24 protein-coding genes and 3 tRNA genes are annotated in these 19841 nt (G+C 62.1%); 16 read left to right on the forward strand and 11 right to left on the reverse strand.

Annotated features, from left to right (window positions below):
• Window positions 1-18 precede the first annotated feature (18 nt).
• On the reverse strand, window positions 19-276 hold the full coding sequence (locus tag NKI19_RS25765; RefSeq protein WP_023717513.1) for a GlsB/YeaQ/YmgE family stress response membrane protein: 258 nt from the start codon (window positions 274-276) through the stop codon (window positions 19-21).
• Window positions 277-435: 159 nt separating this feature from the next.
• Here NKI19_RS25765 and NKI19_RS25770 point away from each other — a divergent pair, with 159 nt between their 5' ends.
• Window positions 436-903, forward strand: coding sequence for a YidB family protein (locus NKI19_RS25770; protein ID WP_352492496.1), 468 nt, complete (start codon window positions 436-438; stop codon window positions 901-903).
• Between the two features lie 123 nt (window positions 904-1026).
• Here the strand turns inward: NKI19_RS25770 and NKI19_RS25775 are convergent.
• A tRNA-Gly gene (locus tag NKI19_RS25775) sits at window positions 1027-1100 on the reverse strand.
• A 67-nt stretch (window positions 1101-1167) separates the two neighbouring features.
• Window positions 1168-1252 (reverse strand) — tRNA-Tyr (locus NKI19_RS25780).
• A gap of 202 nt (window positions 1253-1454) precedes the next feature.
• Here NKI19_RS25780 and NKI19_RS25785 point away from each other — a divergent pair.
• A complete protein-coding gene (locus tag NKI19_RS25785) occupies window positions 1455-2312 on the forward strand; it encodes a TrmH family RNA methyltransferase (protein WP_352492497.1) in 858 nt (285 codons plus the stop codon).
• A gap of 10 nt (window positions 2313-2322) precedes the next feature.
• Complete coding sequence (locus tag NKI19_RS25790; protein ID WP_352492498.1) at window positions 2323-2634, forward strand: hypothetical protein; 312 nt, start codon at window positions 2323-2325, stop codon at window positions 2632-2634.
• 12 nt (window positions 2635-2646) lie between these two features.
• Here the strand turns inward: NKI19_RS25790 and NKI19_RS25795 are convergent, their stop codons facing one another.
• Genes NKI19_RS25795 through gcl form a run of 3 tightly spaced genes read right to left on the reverse strand, consistent with a single transcriptional unit; the run spans window position 2647 to window position 6169 of the window.
• Window positions 2647-3531, reverse strand: a complete 885-nt coding sequence (locus tag NKI19_RS25795) for a 2-hydroxy-3-oxopropionate reductase (RefSeq protein WP_352492499.1) — start codon at window positions 3529-3531, stop codon at window positions 2647-2649.
• A 40-nt stretch (window positions 3532-3571) separates the two neighbouring features.
• Window positions 3572-4363: a hydroxypyruvate isomerase gene (hyi, locus tag NKI19_RS25800; protein ID WP_352492500.1), complete on the reverse strand. Its 792-nt coding sequence runs from the start codon at window positions 4361-4363 to the stop codon at window positions 3572-3574.
• A 24-nt stretch (window positions 4364-4387) separates the two neighbouring features.
• Complete coding sequence (gene gcl, locus NKI19_RS25805) at window positions 4388-6169, reverse strand: glyoxylate carboligase (RefSeq protein ID WP_352566624.1); 1782 nt, start codon at window positions 6167-6169, stop codon at window positions 4388-4390.
• 203 nt (window positions 6170-6372) lie between these two features.
• Between gcl and bhcR the strand changes: the two genes are divergently transcribed.
• Window positions 6373-7230: an HTH-type transcriptional regulator BhcR gene (gene bhcR / locus NKI19_RS25810; protein WP_352492502.1), complete on the forward strand. Its 858-nt coding sequence runs from the start codon at window positions 6373-6375 to the stop codon at window positions 7228-7230.
• Window positions 7231-7270: 40 nt separating this feature from the next.
• Here the strand turns inward: bhcR and NKI19_RS25815 are convergent, their stop codons facing one another.
• The 3 genes from NKI19_RS25815 to NKI19_RS25825 all read right to left on the reverse strand — a co-directional run bounded on the left by NKI19_RS25815 (window position 7271) and on the right by NKI19_RS25825 (window position 8639).
• On the reverse strand, window positions 7271-7627 hold the full coding sequence (locus NKI19_RS25815; RefSeq protein WP_352492503.1) for a hypothetical protein: 357 nt from the start codon (window positions 7625-7627) through the stop codon (window positions 7271-7273).
• 360 nt (window positions 7628-7987) lie between these two features.
• Entirely contained in the window at window positions 7988-8287 is a 300-nt protein-coding gene (locus NKI19_RS25820; RefSeq protein ID WP_352492504.1) for a BA14K family protein, read from the reverse strand.
• Between the two features lie 184 nt (window positions 8288-8471).
• Window positions 8472-8639: a hypothetical protein gene (locus NKI19_RS25825; RefSeq protein ID WP_352492505.1), complete on the reverse strand. Its 168-nt coding sequence runs from the start codon at window positions 8637-8639 to the stop codon at window positions 8472-8474.
• A 158-nt stretch (window positions 8640-8797) separates the two neighbouring features.
• On the opposite strand from NKI19_RS25825, the gene NKI19_RS25830 reads away from it, so the two are divergent.
• The 4 genes from NKI19_RS25830 (at window position 8798) to NKI19_RS25845 (ending at window position 10518) form a co-directional block, all read left to right on the forward strand.
• Window positions 8798-8873, forward strand: a tRNA-Thr gene (locus tag NKI19_RS25830).
• A 166-nt stretch (window positions 8874-9039) separates the two neighbouring features.
• Complete coding sequence (locus NKI19_RS25835) at window positions 9040-9279, forward strand: hypothetical protein (protein WP_352951249.1); 240 nt, start codon at window positions 9040-9042, stop codon at window positions 9277-9279.
• Between the two features lie 269 nt (window positions 9280-9548).
• Window positions 9549-9746 (forward strand): hypothetical protein, encoded by a 198-nt coding sequence (locus NKI19_RS25840; RefSeq protein WP_352492506.1) that lies wholly within the window; start codon window positions 9549-9551, stop codon window positions 9744-9746.
• A gap of 133 nt (window positions 9747-9879) precedes the next feature.
• On the forward strand, window positions 9880-10518 hold the full coding sequence (locus tag NKI19_RS25845) for a cupin domain-containing protein (RefSeq protein WP_352492507.1): 639 nt from the start codon (window positions 9880-9882) through the stop codon (window positions 10516-10518).
• 64 nt (window positions 10519-10582) lie between these two features.
• On the opposite strand, the gene NKI19_RS25850 is transcribed toward NKI19_RS25845, so the two are convergent.
• Window positions 10583-11149, reverse strand: coding sequence for a DUF2569 family protein (locus NKI19_RS25850; protein ID WP_352566626.1), 567 nt, complete (start codon window positions 11147-11149; stop codon window positions 10583-10585).
• 139 nt (window positions 11150-11288) lie between these two features.
• On the opposite strand from NKI19_RS25850, the gene NKI19_RS25855 reads away from it, so the two are divergent.
• Window positions 11289-11489 (forward strand): DUF2905 domain-containing protein, encoded by a 201-nt coding sequence (locus NKI19_RS25855; protein ID WP_352492509.1) that lies wholly within the window; start codon window positions 11289-11291, stop codon window positions 11487-11489.
• A 54-nt stretch (window positions 11490-11543) separates the two neighbouring features.
• Here NKI19_RS25855 and NKI19_RS25860 read toward each other — a convergent pair whose 3' ends face one another.
• On the reverse strand, window positions 11544-12158 hold the full coding sequence (locus NKI19_RS25860) for a TetR/AcrR family transcriptional regulator (protein WP_352492510.1): 615 nt from the start codon (window positions 12156-12158) through the stop codon (window positions 11544-11546).
• 91 nt (window positions 12159-12249) lie between these two features.
• On the opposite strand from NKI19_RS25860, the gene NKI19_RS25865 reads away from it, so the two are divergent.
• From NKI19_RS25865 to NKI19_RS25895, 7 genes are all read left to right on the forward strand, one after another.
• Window positions 12250-13356 (forward strand): polyamine ABC transporter substrate-binding protein, encoded by a 1107-nt coding sequence (locus NKI19_RS25865; RefSeq protein WP_352492511.1) that lies wholly within the window; start codon window positions 12250-12252, stop codon window positions 13354-13356.
• A 13-nt stretch (window positions 13357-13369) separates the two neighbouring features.
• Window positions 13370-14212: an ABC transporter permease gene (locus NKI19_RS25870; RefSeq protein ID WP_352492512.1), complete on the forward strand. Its 843-nt coding sequence runs from the start codon at window positions 13370-13372 to the stop codon at window positions 14210-14212.
• 2 nt (window positions 14213-14214) lie between these two features.
• Window positions 14215-14997: an ABC transporter permease gene (locus NKI19_RS25875; RefSeq protein ID WP_352492513.1), complete on the forward strand. Its 783-nt coding sequence runs from the start codon at window positions 14215-14217 to the stop codon at window positions 14995-14997.
• The gene (locus NKI19_RS25880) at window positions 14994-16058 is read left to right on the forward strand and encodes an ABC transporter ATP-binding protein (RefSeq protein ID WP_352492514.1); all 1065 of its coding nucleotides are present in this window, start codon (window positions 14994-14996) and stop codon (window positions 16056-16058) included. The genes NKI19_RS25875 and NKI19_RS25880 overlap by 4 nt, the downstream gene beginning before the upstream one ends.
• Window positions 16059-16060: 2 nt before the next feature.
• Window positions 16061-16819 carry an MBL fold metallo-hydrolase gene (locus tag NKI19_RS25885; protein ID WP_352492515.1) on the forward strand — a complete coding sequence of 253 codons (759 nt, stop codon included), beginning with the start codon at window positions 16061-16063 and terminating at the stop codon, window positions 16817-16819.
• 461 nt (window positions 16820-17280) lie between these two features.
• Window positions 17281-18054 carry an NAD kinase gene (locus NKI19_RS25890; RefSeq protein ID WP_352492517.1) on the forward strand — a complete coding sequence of 258 codons (774 nt, stop codon included), beginning with the start codon at window positions 17281-17283 and terminating at the stop codon, window positions 18052-18054.
• Window positions 18055-18244: 190 nt separating this feature from the next.
• The gene (locus tag NKI19_RS25895; RefSeq protein ID WP_352451079.1) at window positions 18245-19840 is read left to right on the forward strand and encodes a DEAD/DEAH box helicase; all 1596 of its coding nucleotides are present in this window, start codon (window positions 18245-18247) and stop codon (window positions 19838-19840) included.
• The last annotated feature ends 1 nt before the right edge of the window (window position 19841 follow it).

The raw sequence follows: 19841 nt of genomic DNA on the forward strand, positions 1-19841 counted from the left end.
GCAACGGCCGAACGGCTTCTAGAGTGCCCTCTTGCCGCTGAACTGGTGATAAGCCCACAGGACAACCACGGCACCGACCACGGCTACGATCAGGCTATAGATGTTGAGCCCGGTAACGCCCGACGCGCCAAACGCGCTGAAGATGAGCCCGCCGACGATAGCCCCGACAATCCCGAGCACGATGTCGAGCACAAGGCCTTGCCCGCTTTTATTGACGATCTTGCTGCCAATGAAGCCGGCGATGACGCCGAGAATAATCCAGCTTAATATTGACATTTTTCCTCTCCGTTCCCCGCACCCGATTACTTCCACATTATTAAGCAAAGCTCAAGCCAACTTGAAAATCATGATTACGGAAAGCTCAAACCGGCTTGAAATTCGCGATGAATGCGTCATTGTCGGAGACGGACGGGCAATTTGACATGGAGATCCACAATGGGACTGTTTGACAATGCCGTTCCCGGCGGCAACGTTGCCAAGCCGCTGATGATCGCGCTCGGCGCACTTTTGGTGGGAAAAATGCTGAGCGGTGGAAGTTCCGCCCAGCCGGAGGCGGCGCAGAGCCCTGCCGCCGTCCCGCCTGATACAACCGCATCCGCCGACGGCGGACTGCTCGGCGGTCTGGGCGGCCTGCTCGACAAACTGAAGGACGCCGGCCACGGCAACGTCGCCAATTCGTGGGTCGGCACCGGTCAGAACCAGCCGATCAACCCCAACGATCTGGGCAGTGCCCTCGGCCCGCAGATCATCCAGGAGATCGCGCAAAGGACGGGTCTGAACCAGCAGGAATTGCTCCAGCAATTGTCCGCGGCCTTGCCCGGGCTTGTCGATCAGCTGACGCCGAACGGGCAAGTGCCGCAGCAGAACCAGCTCGCGTCCATATTCAGCAAATTCGCGAGCTGACGCCTTCCGCCCAACGCTGCCTGCGGTTCGGGACAACGGTAACACAGATTAAGATGCGCGCCCGTTTGGACGCGCAACCTGCTTCGGGATCGTGCGCGAGGTGCGCCGCGGCTGGGGGAAATCTGGAGCGGGTAGCGGGAATCGAACCCGCATATTCAGCTTGGAAGGCTGCTGCTCTACCACTGAGCTATACCCGCGCCTTTCAGTCAAGCATCGGATCCGCTCCGACGCTCGCTCTGCGTTTCAGGGCTTCCGGGCCGGCAGTGGTGGAGAGGGTTGGATTTGAACCAACGTAGGCATAGCCAACGGATTTACAGTCCGTCCCCTTTAACCACTCGGGCACCTCTCCAGTCTGCCGCCGGAGCCATGCAACGAGGCATCGACGCGTCGCGGCTGCCAAAGCAGCCCTTCCGCGAAGCGCCTTATGGCGGCAGCGCCCAAAACTGTCAACCGCAACAGCCCGGCAAAAAGCGCTGAATTTCGCACCTCGCCCGACAAGCAGCTTGTGCAGCTGTATCCATGGCCGGACGACACGGCTATAGAAGCCGGCCATGAGCAACGATAACAAATCCAAGACCCCGAAAGACACCCACTACGCCAAGCTGCGCCGCGCGCATCGTGACGAGAAGAGCGGCGGCGCGCCGGCGTTCAGGCCGCGCCAGCCGGTGCCGCCCGGCGAGAACCCGGCGGATGGGCTGGTGCGGCTCTACGGGCTGCACACCGTGCGGGCGGCACTCGACAATCCGCGGCGCAAGATCAGAAAAATGCTGGTGACGCGCAACGCTGCCGAGCGACTGGCAATCGCCGATCTCGGCGCTTTACCCTTCAAGGCGGAACTGGTCGAACCCAGGGACATCGACAAGGTCACCGGCTCCGATGCCGTGCACCAGGGCGTGTTGATCGAGGCCGAGCCGCTGAAACCGAAGCGGCTCGATGCGCTTGGCGACGCCAGGCTGGTACTGGTGCTCGACCAGATCACCGATCCGCACAATGTCGGCGCGATCCTGCGCTCGGCAGTGGCCTTCGGCGCCGGTGCGCTGATCACCACGGCGCGCCACAGCCCGCAGGAATCCGGCGTACTGGCGAAGTCGGCCTCCGGTGCGCTGGAGCACATCGATCAGATCGAGGTGAAGAACCTCGCCGACGCACTCGGCCAACTGCACGAGGCCGGGTTCCAGACGATAGGGCTGGATTCGGACGGTCCGGCGGAGCTCGAAAAGAGTTTTTCGGGAGAAAAGATCGCATTGGTGCTGGGCGCCGAAGGCAAAGGCCTGCGCCAGAAGACGCGCGAGACAGTGACGACGCTTGCCCGGCTAGACATGGCCGGCGCCATCCGCTCGCTCAACGTGTCGAACGCCGCGGCGGTGGCGCTTTATGCGGCCCAACGGTGGTTCGCGCGCGGCAAATAGAGCGCAATGCATGTCATTGGATTTTGCCGTTCTCAATCCAGATGGACATATCGATCGATGCGTATCGGTAGGTCCCTCTGCGCATCATGAAATCGTGTCAATTGCAAACCAAAACGCGTTTGAACTCATACTGAAATTCGAAGATTTCTATGAGGACGCGACTCTTCCGATCGAATCCTTAACTTCCTTGACCAAGCAAGTTGAGGCACTTGGGCGAACTCAAGGAATATCGGAGGAATCCAAAGATTTTCTGAAACGTTTTGCCGATCTCATACGCTATGCGGTCGAACGAAGTCGGCCCATCGAAGCTATTGCAGACTAATTCACCTCACTCTCACCCAACCTCGTGGCCAGCCATCCGCTCCAGTGCCCGCACCAGTGCCGAATGGTCTTCCTTTGCTCCACCGTTCGCCGCGCAAGAGTTAAACAATTGCTGCGTCATCGAGGTGTTGGGTAGTGCTACGCCAAGCGCCTTTGCCCCTTCCAGCGCGAGATTGAGATCCTTCTGGTGCAGTTCGATGCGGAAGCCGGGCGCGAAGCTGCGCTTGACCATGCGCTCGCCATGCACTTCTAGGATGCGCGAGGCGGCCAGCCCACCCATCAGCGCTTGCCTGACCTTGGCCGGATCGGCGCCGGCTTTTGAAGCAAAGACAAGCGCTTCGGCGACGGCTTCGATGGTCAGCGCGACCACGATCTGATTGGCGACCTTGGTTGTCTGGCCGACGCCGTTCGGTCCGACCAGCGTGATGTTCTTGCCCAACTTCTCGAAGATGGGCCTGGCGCGTTCGAAGGCTTTTTCCTCGCCGCCGACCATGATGGTCAGCGACGCCGCCTTGGCGCCGACCTCGCCGCCCGACACCGGCGCATCGAGATAGTCGCAGCCGAGATCGTTGATCTTTTTTGCGAATTCCTTGGTCTCGATCGGCGAGATCGAGCTCATGTCGATGACCAGCTTGCCGCTTGTCAGCCCGGACGCGACGCCATTTTCGCCGAACAGCACATCGGCCACCTGCGGCGTATCCGGAACCATGGTGATGACAATGTCGGCCGTTTTCGCGACGGCGCTGTGGCCAGAGACGATCTTCAGACCCTTGTCGACGAGATCGGCCGGCGGTTTCGAGCGGTGGTCGCTGGCGAAGACTTGATAGCCGGCATCAAGCAGATGCCCCGCCATCGGCGCGCCCATGATGCCGAGGCCGATGAAGCCGATGGTTTCCATGTCTTTCTCCGTTTCTTGTTAAAGCGGCGATAAGTAGCGTCTATGCCGCCGCCTGCCCGGCCAACTCCCGAAACCACCCGAGCCCGGCTTCCGTTCCGCCCTTCGGCTTGTATTCCGCCCCGACCCAACCGGAATAGCCGATGCGGTCGATGTGGTTGTACAGGAAGGGAAAATTGATCTCGCCCGTCCCCGGCTCATGACGGCCGGGATTGTCCGCAAGCTGGATATGCGCGATGCGGTTGAGGTTTGCCTCAATGGTACGGGCGAGATCCCCCTCCATGATCTGCATGTGATAGATGTCGTATTGCAGGAACAGGTTCTTCGAGCCGACGCGGTCGATCAGCGCCAGGGCCTGATCCGAGTAATTCAGGAAGAAGGCCGGAATGTCGCGGATGTTGATCGGCTCGATCAGCAGCCGGATGCCGGCCTGCTCCAGCTTTTCGGCCGCGAAAGCCAGATTTTCGGCGAAGACGTCTTCCAGCACGGAGCGATCGACGCCCTGCGGCGCGATGCCGGCGAGGCAGTTGACCTGCTCGCAGCCTAGCGCGTGCGCATAGGTGACGACCTTGGCAATGCCTTGCCGGAACTCCGGGATGCGGTCCGGCAGGATCGCAATGCCGCGCTCGCCCTTGGCCCAGTCGCCGACAGGCAGGTTGAACAGGACCTGCGTCAACCCGTTCTTCTTCAACCTAGCCGCGACGACATCCGGCGCATGGTCATAGGGGCCGATATATTCGACGCCCTTGAAGCCGGCGCGGGCGGCGGCATCGAAGCGGTCGAGGAAGTCATGCTCGCCAAAGAGCATCGAAAGATTGGCTGAAAACCGTGGCATGGCAGTAGTTCCTCATAAAACAGCTTAGTCGAGCATGACGATCGCCGTGGGGGCATCTTCGTGATGTTCGGCAAGCTCCTCGAATTCGGTGATCTTGTCGATTTCGGTGCCCATCGAAACGTTGGTGACGCGCTCGAGGATGAATTCGAGCACGACCGGAACCTGGTGCTCGTTCATCAGCCGCTGCGCCTCCTCGAAGGCACCGGCGAATTCCTCCGGCCGGCGCACCCGGACCGCCTTGCAGCCCATCGCCTCGGCAACGGCGACGTGGTCGACGCCATAGCCAGCCTCAGGCTCGTCCTTCCGATTGACGTTCTCGAAGGCCAGGCTGACCTCGAAATCCATAGAAAAGCCGCGCTGCGCCTGGCGGATCAGGCCGAGATAGGCGTTGTTCACGACGACATGGATGTAGGGCAATTTGTGCTGCGCGCCAGCCGCCAGTTCCTCGATCATGAACTGGAAATCATAGTCGCCGGACAGCGCCACAATGGTGCGGTCCGGATCGGCGGCGCGAACGCCGAGCGCTGCCGGCAATGTCCAGCCGAGCGGGCCGGCCTGGCCGCAATTGATCCAGTTGCGCGGCTTGTAGACGTGCAGGAATTGCGCCCCGGCGATCTGCGACAGGCCGATCGTGGTGACATAGGTGGTGTCGCGGCCGAACGCCTTGTTCATCTCCTCGTAGACGCGCTGCGGCTTCAGCGGCACCTGGTCGAAATGGGTCTTGCGCTTCATCGTCTTCTTGCGCTGCCGGCATTGGCCGGCCCAGCCCGACCAGTCGCGCAATTTTCCGGCCGTCCTCCACTCGGTGGCGACGTCGAGCAGCATCTTAAGCGCTGCACCGGCATCCGAGACGACGCCAAGGTCCGGTGCGAAGACCCGGCCGATCTGCGTCGGCTCGATGTCGACGTGGATGAATTTCTTGTCCCTGGTGTAGACGTCGACCGAACCGGTGTGGCGGTTGGCCCAGCGGTTGCCGATGCCGAAAACGAAATCGGCTTCGAGCATCGTCGCATTGCCGTAGCGATGCGAGGTCTGCAGCCCGCACATGCCGGCCATCAGCCGGTGGTCGTCGGGGATCGCGCCCCAGCCCATCAGCGTCGGAATGACAGGCACGCCGGTGACCTCGGCGAACTCGATCAGCAGATCGGACGCGTCGGCATTGATGATGCCGCCGCCGGCGACGATGACAGGCTTGTCGGCCGCGTTGAGCATTTTCAGCGCCTTCTCCGCCTGGGCGCGCGACATTGCCGGCTTGAACGGCACCAGCGGCTCATAGGCATCGATGTCGAACTCGATCTCCGCCAGTTGCACGTCGACCGGCAAATCGACCAGCACCGGCCCCGGCCGCGACGAGCGCATCAGATGGAACGCCTTCTGCAGCGCCATCGGCACCAGATAGGGCTCCATGACGGTGACCGCCCATTTGGCGACGGGTGCGGCGATAGCGGCAATGTCGACGGCCTGAAAATCCTCCTTGTTAAGACGCGCGCGCGGTGCCTGCCCGGTAATGCAGAGGATCGGAATAGAATCGGCAGCGGCCGAATAGAGGCCGGTGATCATGTCGGTGCCGGCTGGACCCGAAGTGCCGATGCACAGACCGATATTGCCCGATCTGGCGCGGGTAAACCCTTCGGCCATATGCGAGGCCGCCTCGACGTGACGCGCAAGGATGTGGCGGATACTGCCCCTCGCCTTCAGCGCCGAATAGAGCGGGTTGATCGCAGCACCCGGCACGCCGAAGGCACAGGAGATGCCTTCCTTTTCAAGAACGAGAACCGCTGCGTCGACTGCGCGCATCCTGGCCATGTCAGCCTCCACGGAATTGTTGATAGCCGATGATGCCAGCGCAACGACGATTTTTCAATTTTTTCAGAATATTTTTTCATTACGAGAAAACAGTTCTTATGGGTTGAATTTATTGGTCTTTCTGTTTTCCACGAATTCGCTTCGCAATCGATGAAAAACTTTTTCATTGCTCGTTTGGGCGAACAGGGCCAAGAATGAACCCGATGGAAACCACCGAAAAACGTCAGCGCGGCCGGCCGCGCTCTTTCAACGGCCCGGCTGAGGCCGCTTCGGTGCAGTCGCTGGACCGGGCGCTGCGTATCCTGGCAATCGTCGCCGATGGCAGTGGCCTGTCGCTGAGCGAGATCGCCGCCAGTTCCGGTCTGCCGGCATCCACCGCCTACCGCATGCTGACGACGCTGGAGAACCATGGCATGGTCGAGTTCGACGGCACCGATCAGCTGTGGTCGATCGGCGTCGAGACCTATCGCATGGGCGCAGCCTTCCTGCGTCGCCGCAAGCTGGTCGACCGCGCCCGTATCGTCATGCAGGAATTGATGGAGAAGACCGGCGAGACGGCCAATCTCGGCGTCGCCGAGGACGATTGCGTCGTCTTCGTCAGCCAGGTCGAGACGCACCAGGCGATCCGCGCCTTCTTCCGGCCGGGCACGCGCAGCTCCTTCCATGCCTCGGGCATCGGCAAGGCGGTGCTGGCGCATCTCGAGCCGGAGCGCGTCGCCACCATCCTGCGCCGGGCCGGGTTGGAGCGCTTCACTGAAAACACGCTGTCCGACATCTCGGCGCTCGCCCGCGACCTGGTAACAATCAAGCTGCGCGGCTGGTCGGTCGACGACGAGGAGCGGCATCCGGGTATGCGCTGCGTTGCCGCCGCCATCTTCAACGAATTCGGCGAGCCGATCGGCGGCGTTTCGGTCTCCGGGCCGACGGTGCGGGTCACGCCGGAACGGCTGGCCGAGATCGGCCCGCTGGTGCGCGATGCGGCAGCGGAGGTGACGAGGATGATCGGCGGCCTGCCGACCCCTGCCGGCCTTGGCAGCGAACCGAGCGCATGGCAGCGCTGACCAGCGCCGAATGGTGCGACACCTGCCAGGATGGCCAGGGCTAGCCCCCGGGCACCGCGCTCTTTGTCGATAGATCGTAGAAATCAAGCAGCATCGCCAGCCCAACTCCGCAGGCGGTGAAGATGAGACCGGCAATGAAGATACGGTTGGCGCGTTCATAAACGCGCCGTTGTAGAGACGTTGTGTCGAGCAGCAACCGCAGCGCTCGTATCTGCAGGGCAATGCCGATCAAAGTCGGCGCGACGGCGGCCAGGTGATAGATTTCCCATTGTATCGGGTTGGCGGCCCAATGCGTGATGAAGCCCAGCGAGAACGCCAGCAGGATGCCGACTGTGGTGATTGTGCCGTTGCGGAAATCCGTCTCGATCGGCTGTTCGTTCGGATCGTGCTCGCCCAAGCGCCCTCTCCCTGTTTCGGCTCGGCAGTAGATTAGGCTGTTGGGAAATCGCTGTACATCGGCTGAATACGATCATTATCGGTCGCGGCGCCACCCCTCATCCGGCTGCCGCCACCTTCTCCCCGTGGAGAACGGGGAGAAGGGGCTTGGACGCAACGCTGGCGACCCCTCTCCCCGTTCTTCACGGGGGTCCGGAGGACGGGCGAGACAAGCGGCTCGCCCCGGAATGGGTAAGGGTGAGGGGCAGCGCAAACGCACGCAGGGTGCTCCCGCCGTTCACACAGAAAAAGGGGCAGTGGGGTGCCCCTTCTTCCGGTTGCCTGAAACGGTCACCTCCTCTCAAAGCTGGCATAGTGGCTCTCAAAGCCGGCAGCGATGGCGATAGCCGTCGTAGCCGACATAGGTGTCCGAGTACGGGTCGTAGCTCTGGTAGCGGTTGAGGCAGCGCCGGATGTGCCAGGAGCCGCCGTCTTCCTCGATATAGACGGTGCGCGGCTGGGCCAGCGCGCTGCCGAGCAGGAAGCCGCCGACGCCTGCGGCAATACCGATGCCGAGGTGCTTGTGCTTGTGATGGGCGGCCGAAGGCTGAACCGTGCCGACCAGCATGGCTGCGGCGACAGTGGTGGCGACGAGGCCGGAAACGACGGTGCGATTGAACATGACGATCTCCTTGTTGTGGGAGGCGATCCAACCGCCTCTTGACCGTCAGTCGTCGCAACATGGAAAAAGGTTCGAAGATCTTTTGGATTTTTTCTCGACGGGGGGAAATCGCACGCCCTGATGCCATCAGCCGCGCGTACGAACGGTCGCACCGTCGACAGTTCACCGGAACAACCGGCAGGCCTCAGCCCATGCCGGTGATATGGCGAAGCCAGAAGGCGAGCGCGATGAAGCCGATGATGGTGGTGACGCCGGTCCAGTCGATATTGGCGCGCTTCAGATCCTTGATGAGCTTCACCAGGAGAACCCAGGCCACGACGACGAGCGGGAGAATGATGACAAACCTGATCATGCGACTGCCTCGCTGATGCGATTGCACCTTCGATCAATATAGGAAGCGAATTGGCCGTTTTCAGGACGCCCTGGCGGCAGAACCGGCGCGTTCGCCGGGAACCGAAAAACGGAGTTTTGTCTTTACTGGCGCAGCAAATATGCTAACCGGAGCGCCGTGCCCTTGTAGCTCAGCTGGTAGAGCAGCGGTTTTGTAAACCGAAGGTCGGCGGTTCGATCCCGTCCGGGGGCACCAGTACGGGCTGCTTGAGACCTCGGGGCGCCTGATATCTGCTCATCCCCGATATCCACAGGCCGGGGCCGTCAGGATCGGTGGCACATCAGCTTCAACGCATATATTCCCTAGCGGAAACCATAGTTCCCTAGCGGAAAAACCCCAGGGGAAACCATAGGAGTCTTCGTTGGAGCAGAGACGCACGACCGCCCCCTTCGTCAGCGGCATGTTTGGTGGCGTTGTCGTCTTCGCCTTCGCGTTCGGCTTCCGTTTCCTGATAAGTCCCGATCCCGATCCTGCATCAAGAGCAACGACAAGCCTTTCGGTACTGGCATTCGCCATTTGTTTCGGCGCGGCATTCCTTCGCGAGCATCGACGCCAGATTGCCGCCGCCCGAGAATTTCTAAGCCGCCCAAGAACCTACTAGGCCCGCGCGTTCCGTCCCCGTCGGGGAGCCACAAACTTTGCCTGAGATTGCCGGCTTAATCTGACGCCAGATTGCGTTTTGGCGTCCCATACTAGGAGACGCCAAACCTATTCGTGTCTGGCCCCTATAGGGCCGTCATTTCGGCCTCTCTCCGGGTTCCGGGCCATTTTAACAGCATTCGATTAAATTACCCCTGTGTATATTAGCACTCGCTCAATTAAGCGCGCCGACAATGTTCGTGCGGCGGGCCAAAACCAACGGGTGTTGTCATGCGGAGTGATTTCGCCGCGGCGCGCGAGCTTTTGGAGTGCACACAAAACCGCCTCTGCGGCGCGGATGAAACGAGCCGACGCGTCAACGAGGCCCTCGACGCGCTGATTGAAGAAATAGCCATCGCGGAATTCCGCAAGGCGCCACTGACGGTCGTGCCGTTTCCACGAGCGCGGCCGCCCAAGCATATTCGGTAGAGCGCTGATCGCCCGCATTGACGAGGAGCCGGCGGCTGGTGTTTCCGCAATCGCCCGTTCAAGCGTCGTTGAACGACCGACCCTTTGACGATAAATTGCCAGGCCCTGGTGCTCTGAAACCCGGAGCTGATCTATGTCACGCTGTGGAGATGTCTACGAGAACAAGGTGACCGGCGAATATGCAGTCATCCTGCGTGGCACCGAAGACCGCGGCCAGGGGCCAGGCATCGCTCATCTGACCGCCCGGCCGGGAGCCGCCGTGGTGGGCGAGCACTTCCACCCGAACCTGACAGAACGGTTTACCGTCCTTCGTGGCCAACTCGACGCTAGCATCGCCGGGAAGACTTTGTCCCTGGGGCCCGACCAATCCGCCACGGTCGAAGCAGGCGTCGCACATGATTGGTGGAACAGCAGCAAAACCGAAGAAGCGCATGTCCTGGTCGAAGTCGACCGGGCGCCAGGTGCGGACAATGTCGACCCGAACCGTTTCGAGCTGCTGATCGGCATGCTCTTCGGCTTGGCCAATGCCGGCAAGGTGGACAGAAAAGGCAGGCCTTCGCCGCTTCAGGCGGCGGTCATTGCCAGGGAATTTGCCGACGTGATCGTCTTCACGCACCCGCCACCTGCGATTCAGCGAGTGGCGCTGGCGATCCTGGCGCCACTCGGCCATCTGCTCGGCTATCGCGCGATCGACCCCGTCTACTGCAAGCCGCACGGGCATGTTACGCCGGCTCCTGAAATCCTCGCTCGAGCGGGCCTAACGGCTGGCTGATTCGGGTCCATACTAGGCACCCGGCATTTTTGTCGGCAGCGATACATAGGACTCGCGGCAAGCTCTATGACGCACTCGCGACCTGACCGGATATCGCGACCCTGTCGAACGTGTTTCTCACCCTGACCGACTTGTAGACGTAGGCGACCCAGATCCCGGTCAGTACAAAAGAAACTGCGGGCATTACCAGCGCACCCCCTGCAAGCACCAAGCTCACAGGAGCGCTCATAACCGCTGAGATCCACACCGCGTCCAGAATAAACACGATTGGAATTGCAAGCCACTGATACAGGAACAGCAGCTTGAAGCGGTAACTCCGCAGCAGCATCGCAAAGAGCACAACCACCTGGAACACCATAAACGCCAGCAAGAGGGCAATCTCGCCGTAGACCGCCAAAGTGCCATTCGGGAGCGTCCTGAGCTGTCGGTAGCCTTCACTCGATGAGCCCAATGAGACGAGCGTGCGTAGCGGGGAGAGAGCCTGAAGGATCGCCAGCAGCATAAGCCAGCCGCCAATTCCCACAGGGGCTGCTGGATTCCCTGAGGGCTTTGTCGCAGATCGGACAGCAAAAAAGACAGGCACGCCGATCAGCAGCAGCAGTATTGCCCAATGCCAGATGGAAATCTGCATCCAACCCTCCCTTGATACCCTTTTAGGTTGTAACAGATTTCAACCTCAACTCAAGAGGCAACATCGAGAGGAAGCGCTGCTTGCAAGACCCGTCAACACCATATTTCTGGCACGATGCTATTTCCGGCAGGATGCTGCCATGTCGCGAACTCTGATCGTCGTTGGTCTCAGCATAGTCGCCATAGGCCTGCTGTGGCCTTGGTTGGCCCGGGCCGGCCTTGGCAGGCTGCCCGGCGATATCGTGATCGAGCGTGAGAACTTCAGGCTTTATGTCCCTATCACCACGGGGGTACTGGTCAGCATCGTGCTCTCGGCCATTCTATGGCTGATCAACCGTTAGGCGATGCTCCGTTGCGGCGATTAGTGTTGCAGGCCCTACTCGCCCTTGATCTTCTTACACTCCGATCGCCGCCACCAAGATCCTGTTTTGCCTTCTTATCGCCGTGCGCAACTCGGCAATCCTCGCTTCCTCGCGCTTCACGAATTCGATGAACATCATGTTCATGTTGTTGAAGATGAGTTCGCCGAGCGCCGGCCCGTCGATGTCGCGGCGTACCAGGCCGAGCGCCTGCAGGCGGGCGATCAGTGCGCGGATCTGCTCAGTCAGGGCGCGGTCTAGCGCGGTATAGGCCTGGCCGAACGGGCTGTCGGGCAGTTGCGTCGAGATCGCCATCGCCTGCCGCCACATCTCCTTGCTGAGATAATGCAGCGAATGCTCGATATAGATGCCGAGCAGCGTATCGAAAGCGTCGCCGACATTGGCCGGCGGGTTGGCCACCACGCCGCGCCCGGCATTCAGCACCTCGTTGACCTCCATCGAAACGATGGCGCCGAGGATGTCGCCCTTGTTCCGGTAGTAGTTGTAGATCGTGCCGACCGAGACTTCGGCCTGCGCCGCGATGGTCTCGATCTTGGCGCCTTCATAGCCGGCATCGCGGAAAAGCGCCGCCGCCGCCTCGATGATGCGGCGGTGCCGATCCGCCTTCTGTCTTGCCCGCAATCCGCTCATAGCGGCTGTTTGCCACAAAAACAGAATTGACTCAATTTTAGAATTGGTTCAATTTTTTCCTACAAGCCAAAAAGGCAAGGGAGAACACTCGATGTCCGTCAATCCAAAGACCCCCAATCCAACCGTCAGGAATCCGCTTTCCGTTCTGAAGAGCCATCTCCAAGGCGCCTGTGCCGCGGCAGCACTGCTGCTGGCGGCGGGCAGCTTCGCTCAGGCGCAGGATCTCAACGCACTGATCTGGTGCGATCATGCCGATCCGGCGCTGCTGCAGCCGTTCGAGGAGACGAACGGCGTCAAGGTCAATGTCAAGGAGTTCGAAGGCACCGGCGCCGGCCTGGCCATCGTCGAACAGTCGCAGCCCGGCGACTGGGACGTGATGGTGATCGACAGCATCGACGTACCGCGCGGCGTCGAAAAAGGCTTGTTCGAACCGCTACCGGAAGACAAGCTGCCGCTGGCCGACCTGTTTCCGCAGGTTAAGATGGATAGCTCCACCGTCGTCGACGGCAAGCGCTACGGCATCACCGAAAAGTTCGGCTACAACACGATCGGCTACAACAAGACCAAGGTCGACCCGGCCGACATGCAGTCGCTTGCCGCGCTGACCGGCGACAAATACAAGGGTAAGATCGCCATCTACGATTATTACCTGCCGGTCATCGGCATGGCCGCACTGGCGATCGGCAAGAAGACGGCGGAACTGACCGAGGCCGACCTTCCCGCGATCAAGGAAGAGCTGCTCAAAATGAAGGCCAATGCCAAGCTGGTCGGCGAAGTGACCGCCAGCCAGACGGCGCTGGCGACCGGCGAGGTCGGCATACTGGTCGGCGGCGGCGAATGGGTGACGGCGGGGCTGGCCAAGGAAAACCCTGCGCTGGACTTCTCAATTCCGAAGGAAGGCGCCGTGCTGTGGTCGCAGTCGCTGGCAATGTTCAAGGATTCCAAGAACAAGGAGCTGGCGCTTAAATTCATCCAGTACATTATGAGCCCCGAAGGCCAGGCGCGGCTCGCCACCTCGTCCTGCTATTGGGGCATGCCGGCCAACAGCAAGGCGGCGTTGAGCGACGAGCAGAAGAAGATCCTGCGCTTCGACGAGCAGCCGGAGTTCCTCGCCCGCGCCCAGTCCTATCCGGCGCCGAACGCCGATCTCGACAAGAAGATGCAAGACGTCTGGACCGAAATGCTGCAGGCGCAATGACCGGCTGCCGGTCGTGAACGCCGTCAAAAGCAGGCGTGCCCTGCCCTGGGCGCTGGTCACGCCGGCGCTCGGCTGGACGTTGCTGTTCTTCGTGCTGCCCTTCGTCGCCATGGCCGTATCCAGCCTGACGGCGCATGAAGGCGGCGGCTTCACGCTGTCCAACTACAGCCAGTTCTTTGCCAATCCATCTTACTGGCAGGCGATGGTGAATTCGCTGCAGGTCACCGCCATCGTCACCGTGATCTCCGTGTTGCTTGCCTATCCGTTCGCGTGGATCCTGGCCGAGCAGGTGCCGGAGCGCTGGCAGCGGCTGGCGCTGATGCTGGCGGTGCTGCCGTTCTGGACCTCCTATGTCGTACGCTCCTATTCGTGGCTGCTGGTGCTGGCGCAGAACGGCGTCGTCAACCGCGCGCTGACCGGCTCCGGCCTGTTCGGCGAACCGCTGCAGCTCGCCAATACGCGGCTAGCCACCATCACCGGCTTCGTGCATTTCTTCGTCATGTTGCTGACGCTGACGATCTTCGCCAATCTGAAGCAGCTCAGCCCCAGCTACCGCAAGGCCGCCGCCGACCTCGGCGCCGGGCCGGTTTGGACTTTCCTGCATGTCGTTCTGCCGCTGACCTTGCCCGGCATCATGGTCGGCGCCTTCCTCACCTTTGTGCTGTGCATCGGCGACTACATCACGCCGCAGATCCTCGGCGGCAACAACGAGCTGTTGATGCCGCAACTCGTCATGATGCAGATCGGCCGGCGCGGCGACTTTCCGCTCGCCTCGGCGCTGTCGATCATCCTGATGGCGGTGGTCACCATCGGCTATCTCGCCTGCGCCCGCTGGCTGAAGATCGAGCGGGCCTGACCATGCGCGCTTTCATCCGCCTCGTCTCCGGCCTTTACGCCCTCGCCATCTATGGCTTCATCTTCCTGCCGGTGGTGGTGCTGGTGCTGTTTTCGCTGCAGGCGACGTCGTTTCCGATCCCGCCCTTCACCGGGCCGTCGCTGCGCTGGTACGAGGCCGTGCTTGCCGACACGCGGCTGACCTCGGCGCTGGTCAATTCGCTGCTGGTGGCGGTCGTCTCCTCGGCTGCCGCCGTCACGCTCGGCTTCCTCTCCGCCTGGGGTTTTGCGCGCTTCGCCTTGCCGGGCTCGGGCCTGATGCGCGGGCTGATCACCCTGCCCTTGACCGTCAGCTATCTCATCATCGGCATGGGGCTGCTGGTGCTGTTCAATTGGGCCGGCGTGCCGAAGTCGCTCACTGCCGCCGGCATCGGTCATGTCGTGATCAACCTGCCGCTCTGCTTTGCCATCGTCTACAGCCAGATGGGCGACCACCAGATCAATATCGAGCGCGCGGCGCGCGACCTCGGCGCGCCCGAATGGAAGGTGCTGCTTTTGATCACGGTGCCTGTCATGGCGCCGGCTATCTTCGCCGGTTTCTTCCTGTCGATGACCTTCTCCTGGGACGAATTCGTCATCTCGTTCCTGTTGACGCGCTTCGACACGACGCTGCCGGTCGAGATCTGGAACCTGCTGCGCTCCGGCCTCAATCCCAAGACCAACGCCGTCGGCTCGCTGGTCTTCGCCGTCTCCATCGTACTGGTGGTATTGTTCGAGCTGATGCTGTTGCGGAGGAAGCCGGCATGAGTGCGCCACTGGTCGATATAAGCTCCGTCTCGCATCGCTTCGGCCAGCACACGGTGCTGAAGAACGTCTCGCTGACGATCGAGCCGGGCAGCTACACGATCCTGCTCGGGCCGTCCGGCTCCGGCAAGACGACGCTGCTGTCCATCCTCGGCGGCTTCGTCACGCCGAGCGAAGGCAAGGTGCTGATCCGCGGCGAGGACTGCACCGCCGTGCCACCGGCGAAGCGGCCGACGACGACCGTGTTCCAGGATTATGCGCTGTTCCCGCATATGAGCGTCGGCAGCAATGTCGGCTTCGGCCTGCGCATGCAGGGCGTCGATGGCGCAACCCGGGCAGCAAGGGCGCGCGAGGCGCTGGCGCTGGTTGGGCTGGCCACCGCCTTCGACAAGAAGCCGCACCAGCTTTCCGGCGGTCAGCGGCAGCGCGTGGCCCTGGCGCGCGCCCTGGTGGTCGAGCCGGCGGTGCTGTTGCTCGACGAGCCGCTCGGCGCGCTCGACCTGAAATTGCGCCGGCAGATGCAGGACGAACTGAAGGCGATCCAGAAACGCGTCGGCACCGCCTTCATCCACGTCACCCACGACCAGGAAGAAGCGATGGCGCTGGCCGATCATTGCGTGGTGATGAATGACGGGCGCATCGAGGACGAAGGACCGCCCGAGCGCGTTTATGCACGGCCGGCGACGCGCTTTTCCGCGACTTTCATGGGCGAAAGCACGCTGATATCGGGAACGGTGACGGAGGCGAAGAGCGGCAAAATCACCGTCACCACGAAGCTTGGGCAGCTCTCGCTGGCCGGCACATTGCCGGTCGGCTCGACCGTTGCGCTGGCCATCCGGCCTGAGCATCTTGTCCTCGGCGCTGCCGGCGGTGCTGTGGCACTTGGCATGATCAAGGTGAACGATGTCGTCTTCCAGGGCAGCTTCAAGCGCGTGGTGGGGACCTCCACGACCGACCCGGCGCTGCACTTCATCGCCAAGCTTCCCTCCTCATCGGCCGTCCAGCCAGGCGACGTGGTCGCGGTATCGTGCGATGCTGGCGACATCATCCTGCTTGCGGACTGAACATGAGCACGCTTCCAACCATCGACGCCGGCCACTGGTACGAAACCATCCGCATGGGCGATGGCGTGACGCTGATCCACGAGCCGTGGATCAAGCCGTTCTTCCGCTGCAACATCTGGCATGTGCGCGGCCGCGACCGCGATCTTCTGTTCGACACCGGCCTCGGCCATTTCAGCCTGCGCCGCCACGTGCCGCTGGTGACGGAGCGCAAGCTCACCTGCGTGGCCAGCCACACGCATTTCGACCATATCGGCTGCCATCACGAATTTCCCGACCGCTGCGTGCACCCGGCCGAGGCCGAGATCCTCGCCGACCCGCGCAATGAGTGGACGGTTGCCGACCGCTATGCCACCGATGCGATGTTCGACGGCATGCCGCAAGGCTGGGACACGAAGCGCTACCGGATCCTGCCCGCACCAGCCGGCCGGTTGCTCGAGCAAGGCGATATCGTCGATCTCGGCGACCGTGCCTTCGAGGTGATCCACACGCCCGGTCATTCACCCGGCGGCATTGCGCTCTACGAAAACAGGACGGGCATCCTGTTTTCCGGCGACATCATCTATGACGGCCCGCTGATCGACGACGTCTATCACTCCGATATCGACGATTATGTGGAAACGCTGCTGCGCATGCGCGATCTCGACGTCTCGGTCGTGCATGGCGGCCATTTCCCGAGCTTCGGCAAAGTCCGCTATCGCCAGCTTGTCGACGAGTATCTCGCGCAAAAGCGCCAGGCCGGCTGCCATCTGCTCGCCCGATAAGGACCAGCGTTACAGTGTCAAAGCGCCCTTTGCGGACAGGGTGTCCCCGCCGCGTCGCCGCAGCGTGAGGCCGTGGGCTCGGGTCTAAAACTCTTTTCCTCCGACTGGCGCACCAGTTCCGCGAAAGCCAGGGCAAAACTTGCCAGCATCAGGAATACGATAATCAAGCGTGCCAGCGGCAATAGATCGGCCTCGACTGGTTAGCCCCCACGCCGCCCGTCCGCTGCCGGCTAACATGATCGATCCGGCTTTACGAGAGTTTAAGGCGGATCTTAACCATCACATCATTTTGTCCCGCGACATGATGCGCGAGTGCGGCTTGTTTGGTCGCCAATTCAAGGCACCTCCCTCCCTTTGCAGAAATGCCCACCCATGCTAACCCGGCGCTGGCGCGGCCCAGCAACCGGTCGCCGCCAATCGGTCGCCAAACGGTCGTCGCCAATCGGTTGTCGTTGAGAGCCATGAGCAAAACCGCCAGCCGTTTCGCCTTCGTCTCATCCGGTACAGCCGACGCCAATGCGGCGCTGGAAAGCCTTTCGGCACGCTACGGCCAGGCATCCGTCGAAGACGCCGGGATCGTCGTGGCGCTCGGTGGCGACGGCTTTCTGCTGCAGACCCTGCGCGAGACGATGAGCACGGGAAAGAAGGTCTACGGCATGAACCGTGGCACCATCGGTTTCCTGATGAACGAATACCGCGCCAGCGGTTTGACCGGGCGCATTGCGGCGGCCGTTGCCGAAACCATCCGTCCGCTGGAGATGCAGGCGGTGACGGCGGAGGGCGAGACGATTTCGGCGCTGGCGATCAACGAGGTCGCGCTTTGGCGCCAGTCCTACCAGACCGCCAAGATCCGCATCACCGTGGATGGGCAAGAGCGGCTGGAGGAATTGCACTGCGACGGCGTGATGATTGCGACGCCGGCCGGCTCGACCGCGTATAATCTGTCGGCGCACGGGCCGATCCTGCCGCTCGACGCTCCGCTGCTGGCGCTGACCCCGGTCAGCCCGTTTCGTCCGCGGCGCTGGCGCGGCGCGTTGCTGTCCAACAAGGCGATCGTGCGTTTCGACATTCTGGAGCCGGAAAAGCGGCCGGTGAATGCCGCCGCCGACCACACCGAGGTCAAGGCGGTGACGACGGTCACGGTGAGGGAATCGCCGACGGCAACGGCGACGCTGCTGTTCGATCCCAACCATTCGTGGAACGAGCGCATTCTCGCCGAACAGTTCAGGTATTGAGGCGGCGCGGCAGCCACTGCGCAAATTAAGCATCGCGATTAAGGTTACGACTTCACAATCGCGCCAATGCCGCCCGTTTGTGTTGACAAATCGTGGGCTTGCGCCTACCTGCAATACCAATCTTGCAGGCGCGCGGCGCTTGCCGCGACTGCTTATGTTGCGCCCCCGAACCAGCCAAAGACAGCCAAACTTGTCCTCAGACACCCAGATCGCTCAAGAAGCGTTGACCTTCGCAGACCTCGGCCTGTCGCCGAAGGTCCTTTCCGCAGTTACCGATGCCGGCTACACCGAGCCGACGCCGATCCAGGCTGGCGCCATCCCTCACGCCTTGCTCGGCAAGGACGTGCTGGGCATTGCCCAGACCGGCACCGGCAAGACGGCGTCCTTCGTCCTGCCGATGCTCACCCGGCTGGAAAAGGGCCGCGCCCGCGCCCGCATGCCGCGCACGCTGATCCTCGAGCCGACGCGCGAGCTCGCCGCGCAGGTCGAGGAAAACTTCGTCAAATACGGCAAGAACCACAAGCTCAACATCGCGCTGCTGATCGGCGGCGTGTCCTTCGACGAGCAGGACAAGAAGCTCGAGCGCGGCGCCGACGTGCTGATCGCGACCCCGGGCCGCCTGCTCGACCATCGCGAGCGCGGCAAGCTCCTGCTCAATGGCGTCGAGATCCTCGTCATCGACGAGGCCGACCGCATGCTCGACATGGGCTTCATCCCCGATATCGAGCGCATCTGCGAGATGATCCCGTTTACCAGGCAGACGCTGTTCTTCTCGGCGACGATGCCGCCGGAGATCACCAAGCTCACCGAGAAATTCCTGCACGCGCCGGTGCGCGTCGAAGTGTCGAAGGCTGCGTCCGCCGCCACCAACATCATCCAGCGGCTGGTGAAATCCGGGCCAAAGCCCTGGGACAAGCGCGAGACGCTGCGCAATCTGATGAAGGCCGAGGATGCCGAGCTGAAGAACGCCATCATCTTCTGCAACCGCAAGATCGAAGTATCGGAGCTGTTCCGCTCACTGCTGAAATATGATTTCGACGCCGGTGCCCTGCACGGCGACATGGACCAGCGCGCGCGCATGCAGATGCTGGCCAATTTCCGTGACGGCAAGCTGCGCTACCTCGTTGCTTCGGATGTCGCGGCGCGCGGCCTCGACATTCCCGATGTCAGCCATGTCTTCAATTACGACGTGCCGATCCACGCCGAGGATTATGTCCACCGCATCGGCCGTACCGGCCGCGCCGGACGCTCCGGCAAATCCTTCACCATCGCGACCAAGTCGGACACCAAATACATCGACGCCATCGAGCGGCTGATCGGCACCAAGATCGAGTGGCATGACGGCGATTTGTCGACAGTCGTCGCCAGCGAAGGCGGCGAGGATGAGGCCCCGCGCCGTGGCCGCGGTGCGCCACGCCGCGCCGGCCGCAAGGACGACGCCAAGGACAGGGGCGAGCGCAAGCCGCGTGAACGCCACGCCAAGCGCAGCGAAGAAGCAGCGCCGGAAGCAGTCAGCGAGGAACAGCCGGTCGTGGCCGAAGCCACCGTCGCCGACATCGACGAGCGGCGTACCCGCAAAGAGGCCATCCGCTCGGAAAACAGCGAGCGCCAGGCTTCACCTGAACGCAAGGCTTCGCCCGATCGCAACGAACGGCGCGCGCCGGAACGCGGCGACACCAGGCCACAGCGCGAGCGCCCGGCCCGCCAGCGCCAGGAAGACAACGACGCGACCGTCGGCTTCGGCGACGACATGCCGGCCTTTATGCGTATAGTCGCCAAGGTCTGAT

It is taken from the genome of Mesorhizobium sp. M0751 (assembly GCF_040320265.1).
Lineage (GTDB): Bacteria > Pseudomonadota > Alphaproteobacteria > Rhizobiales > Rhizobiaceae > Mesorhizobium.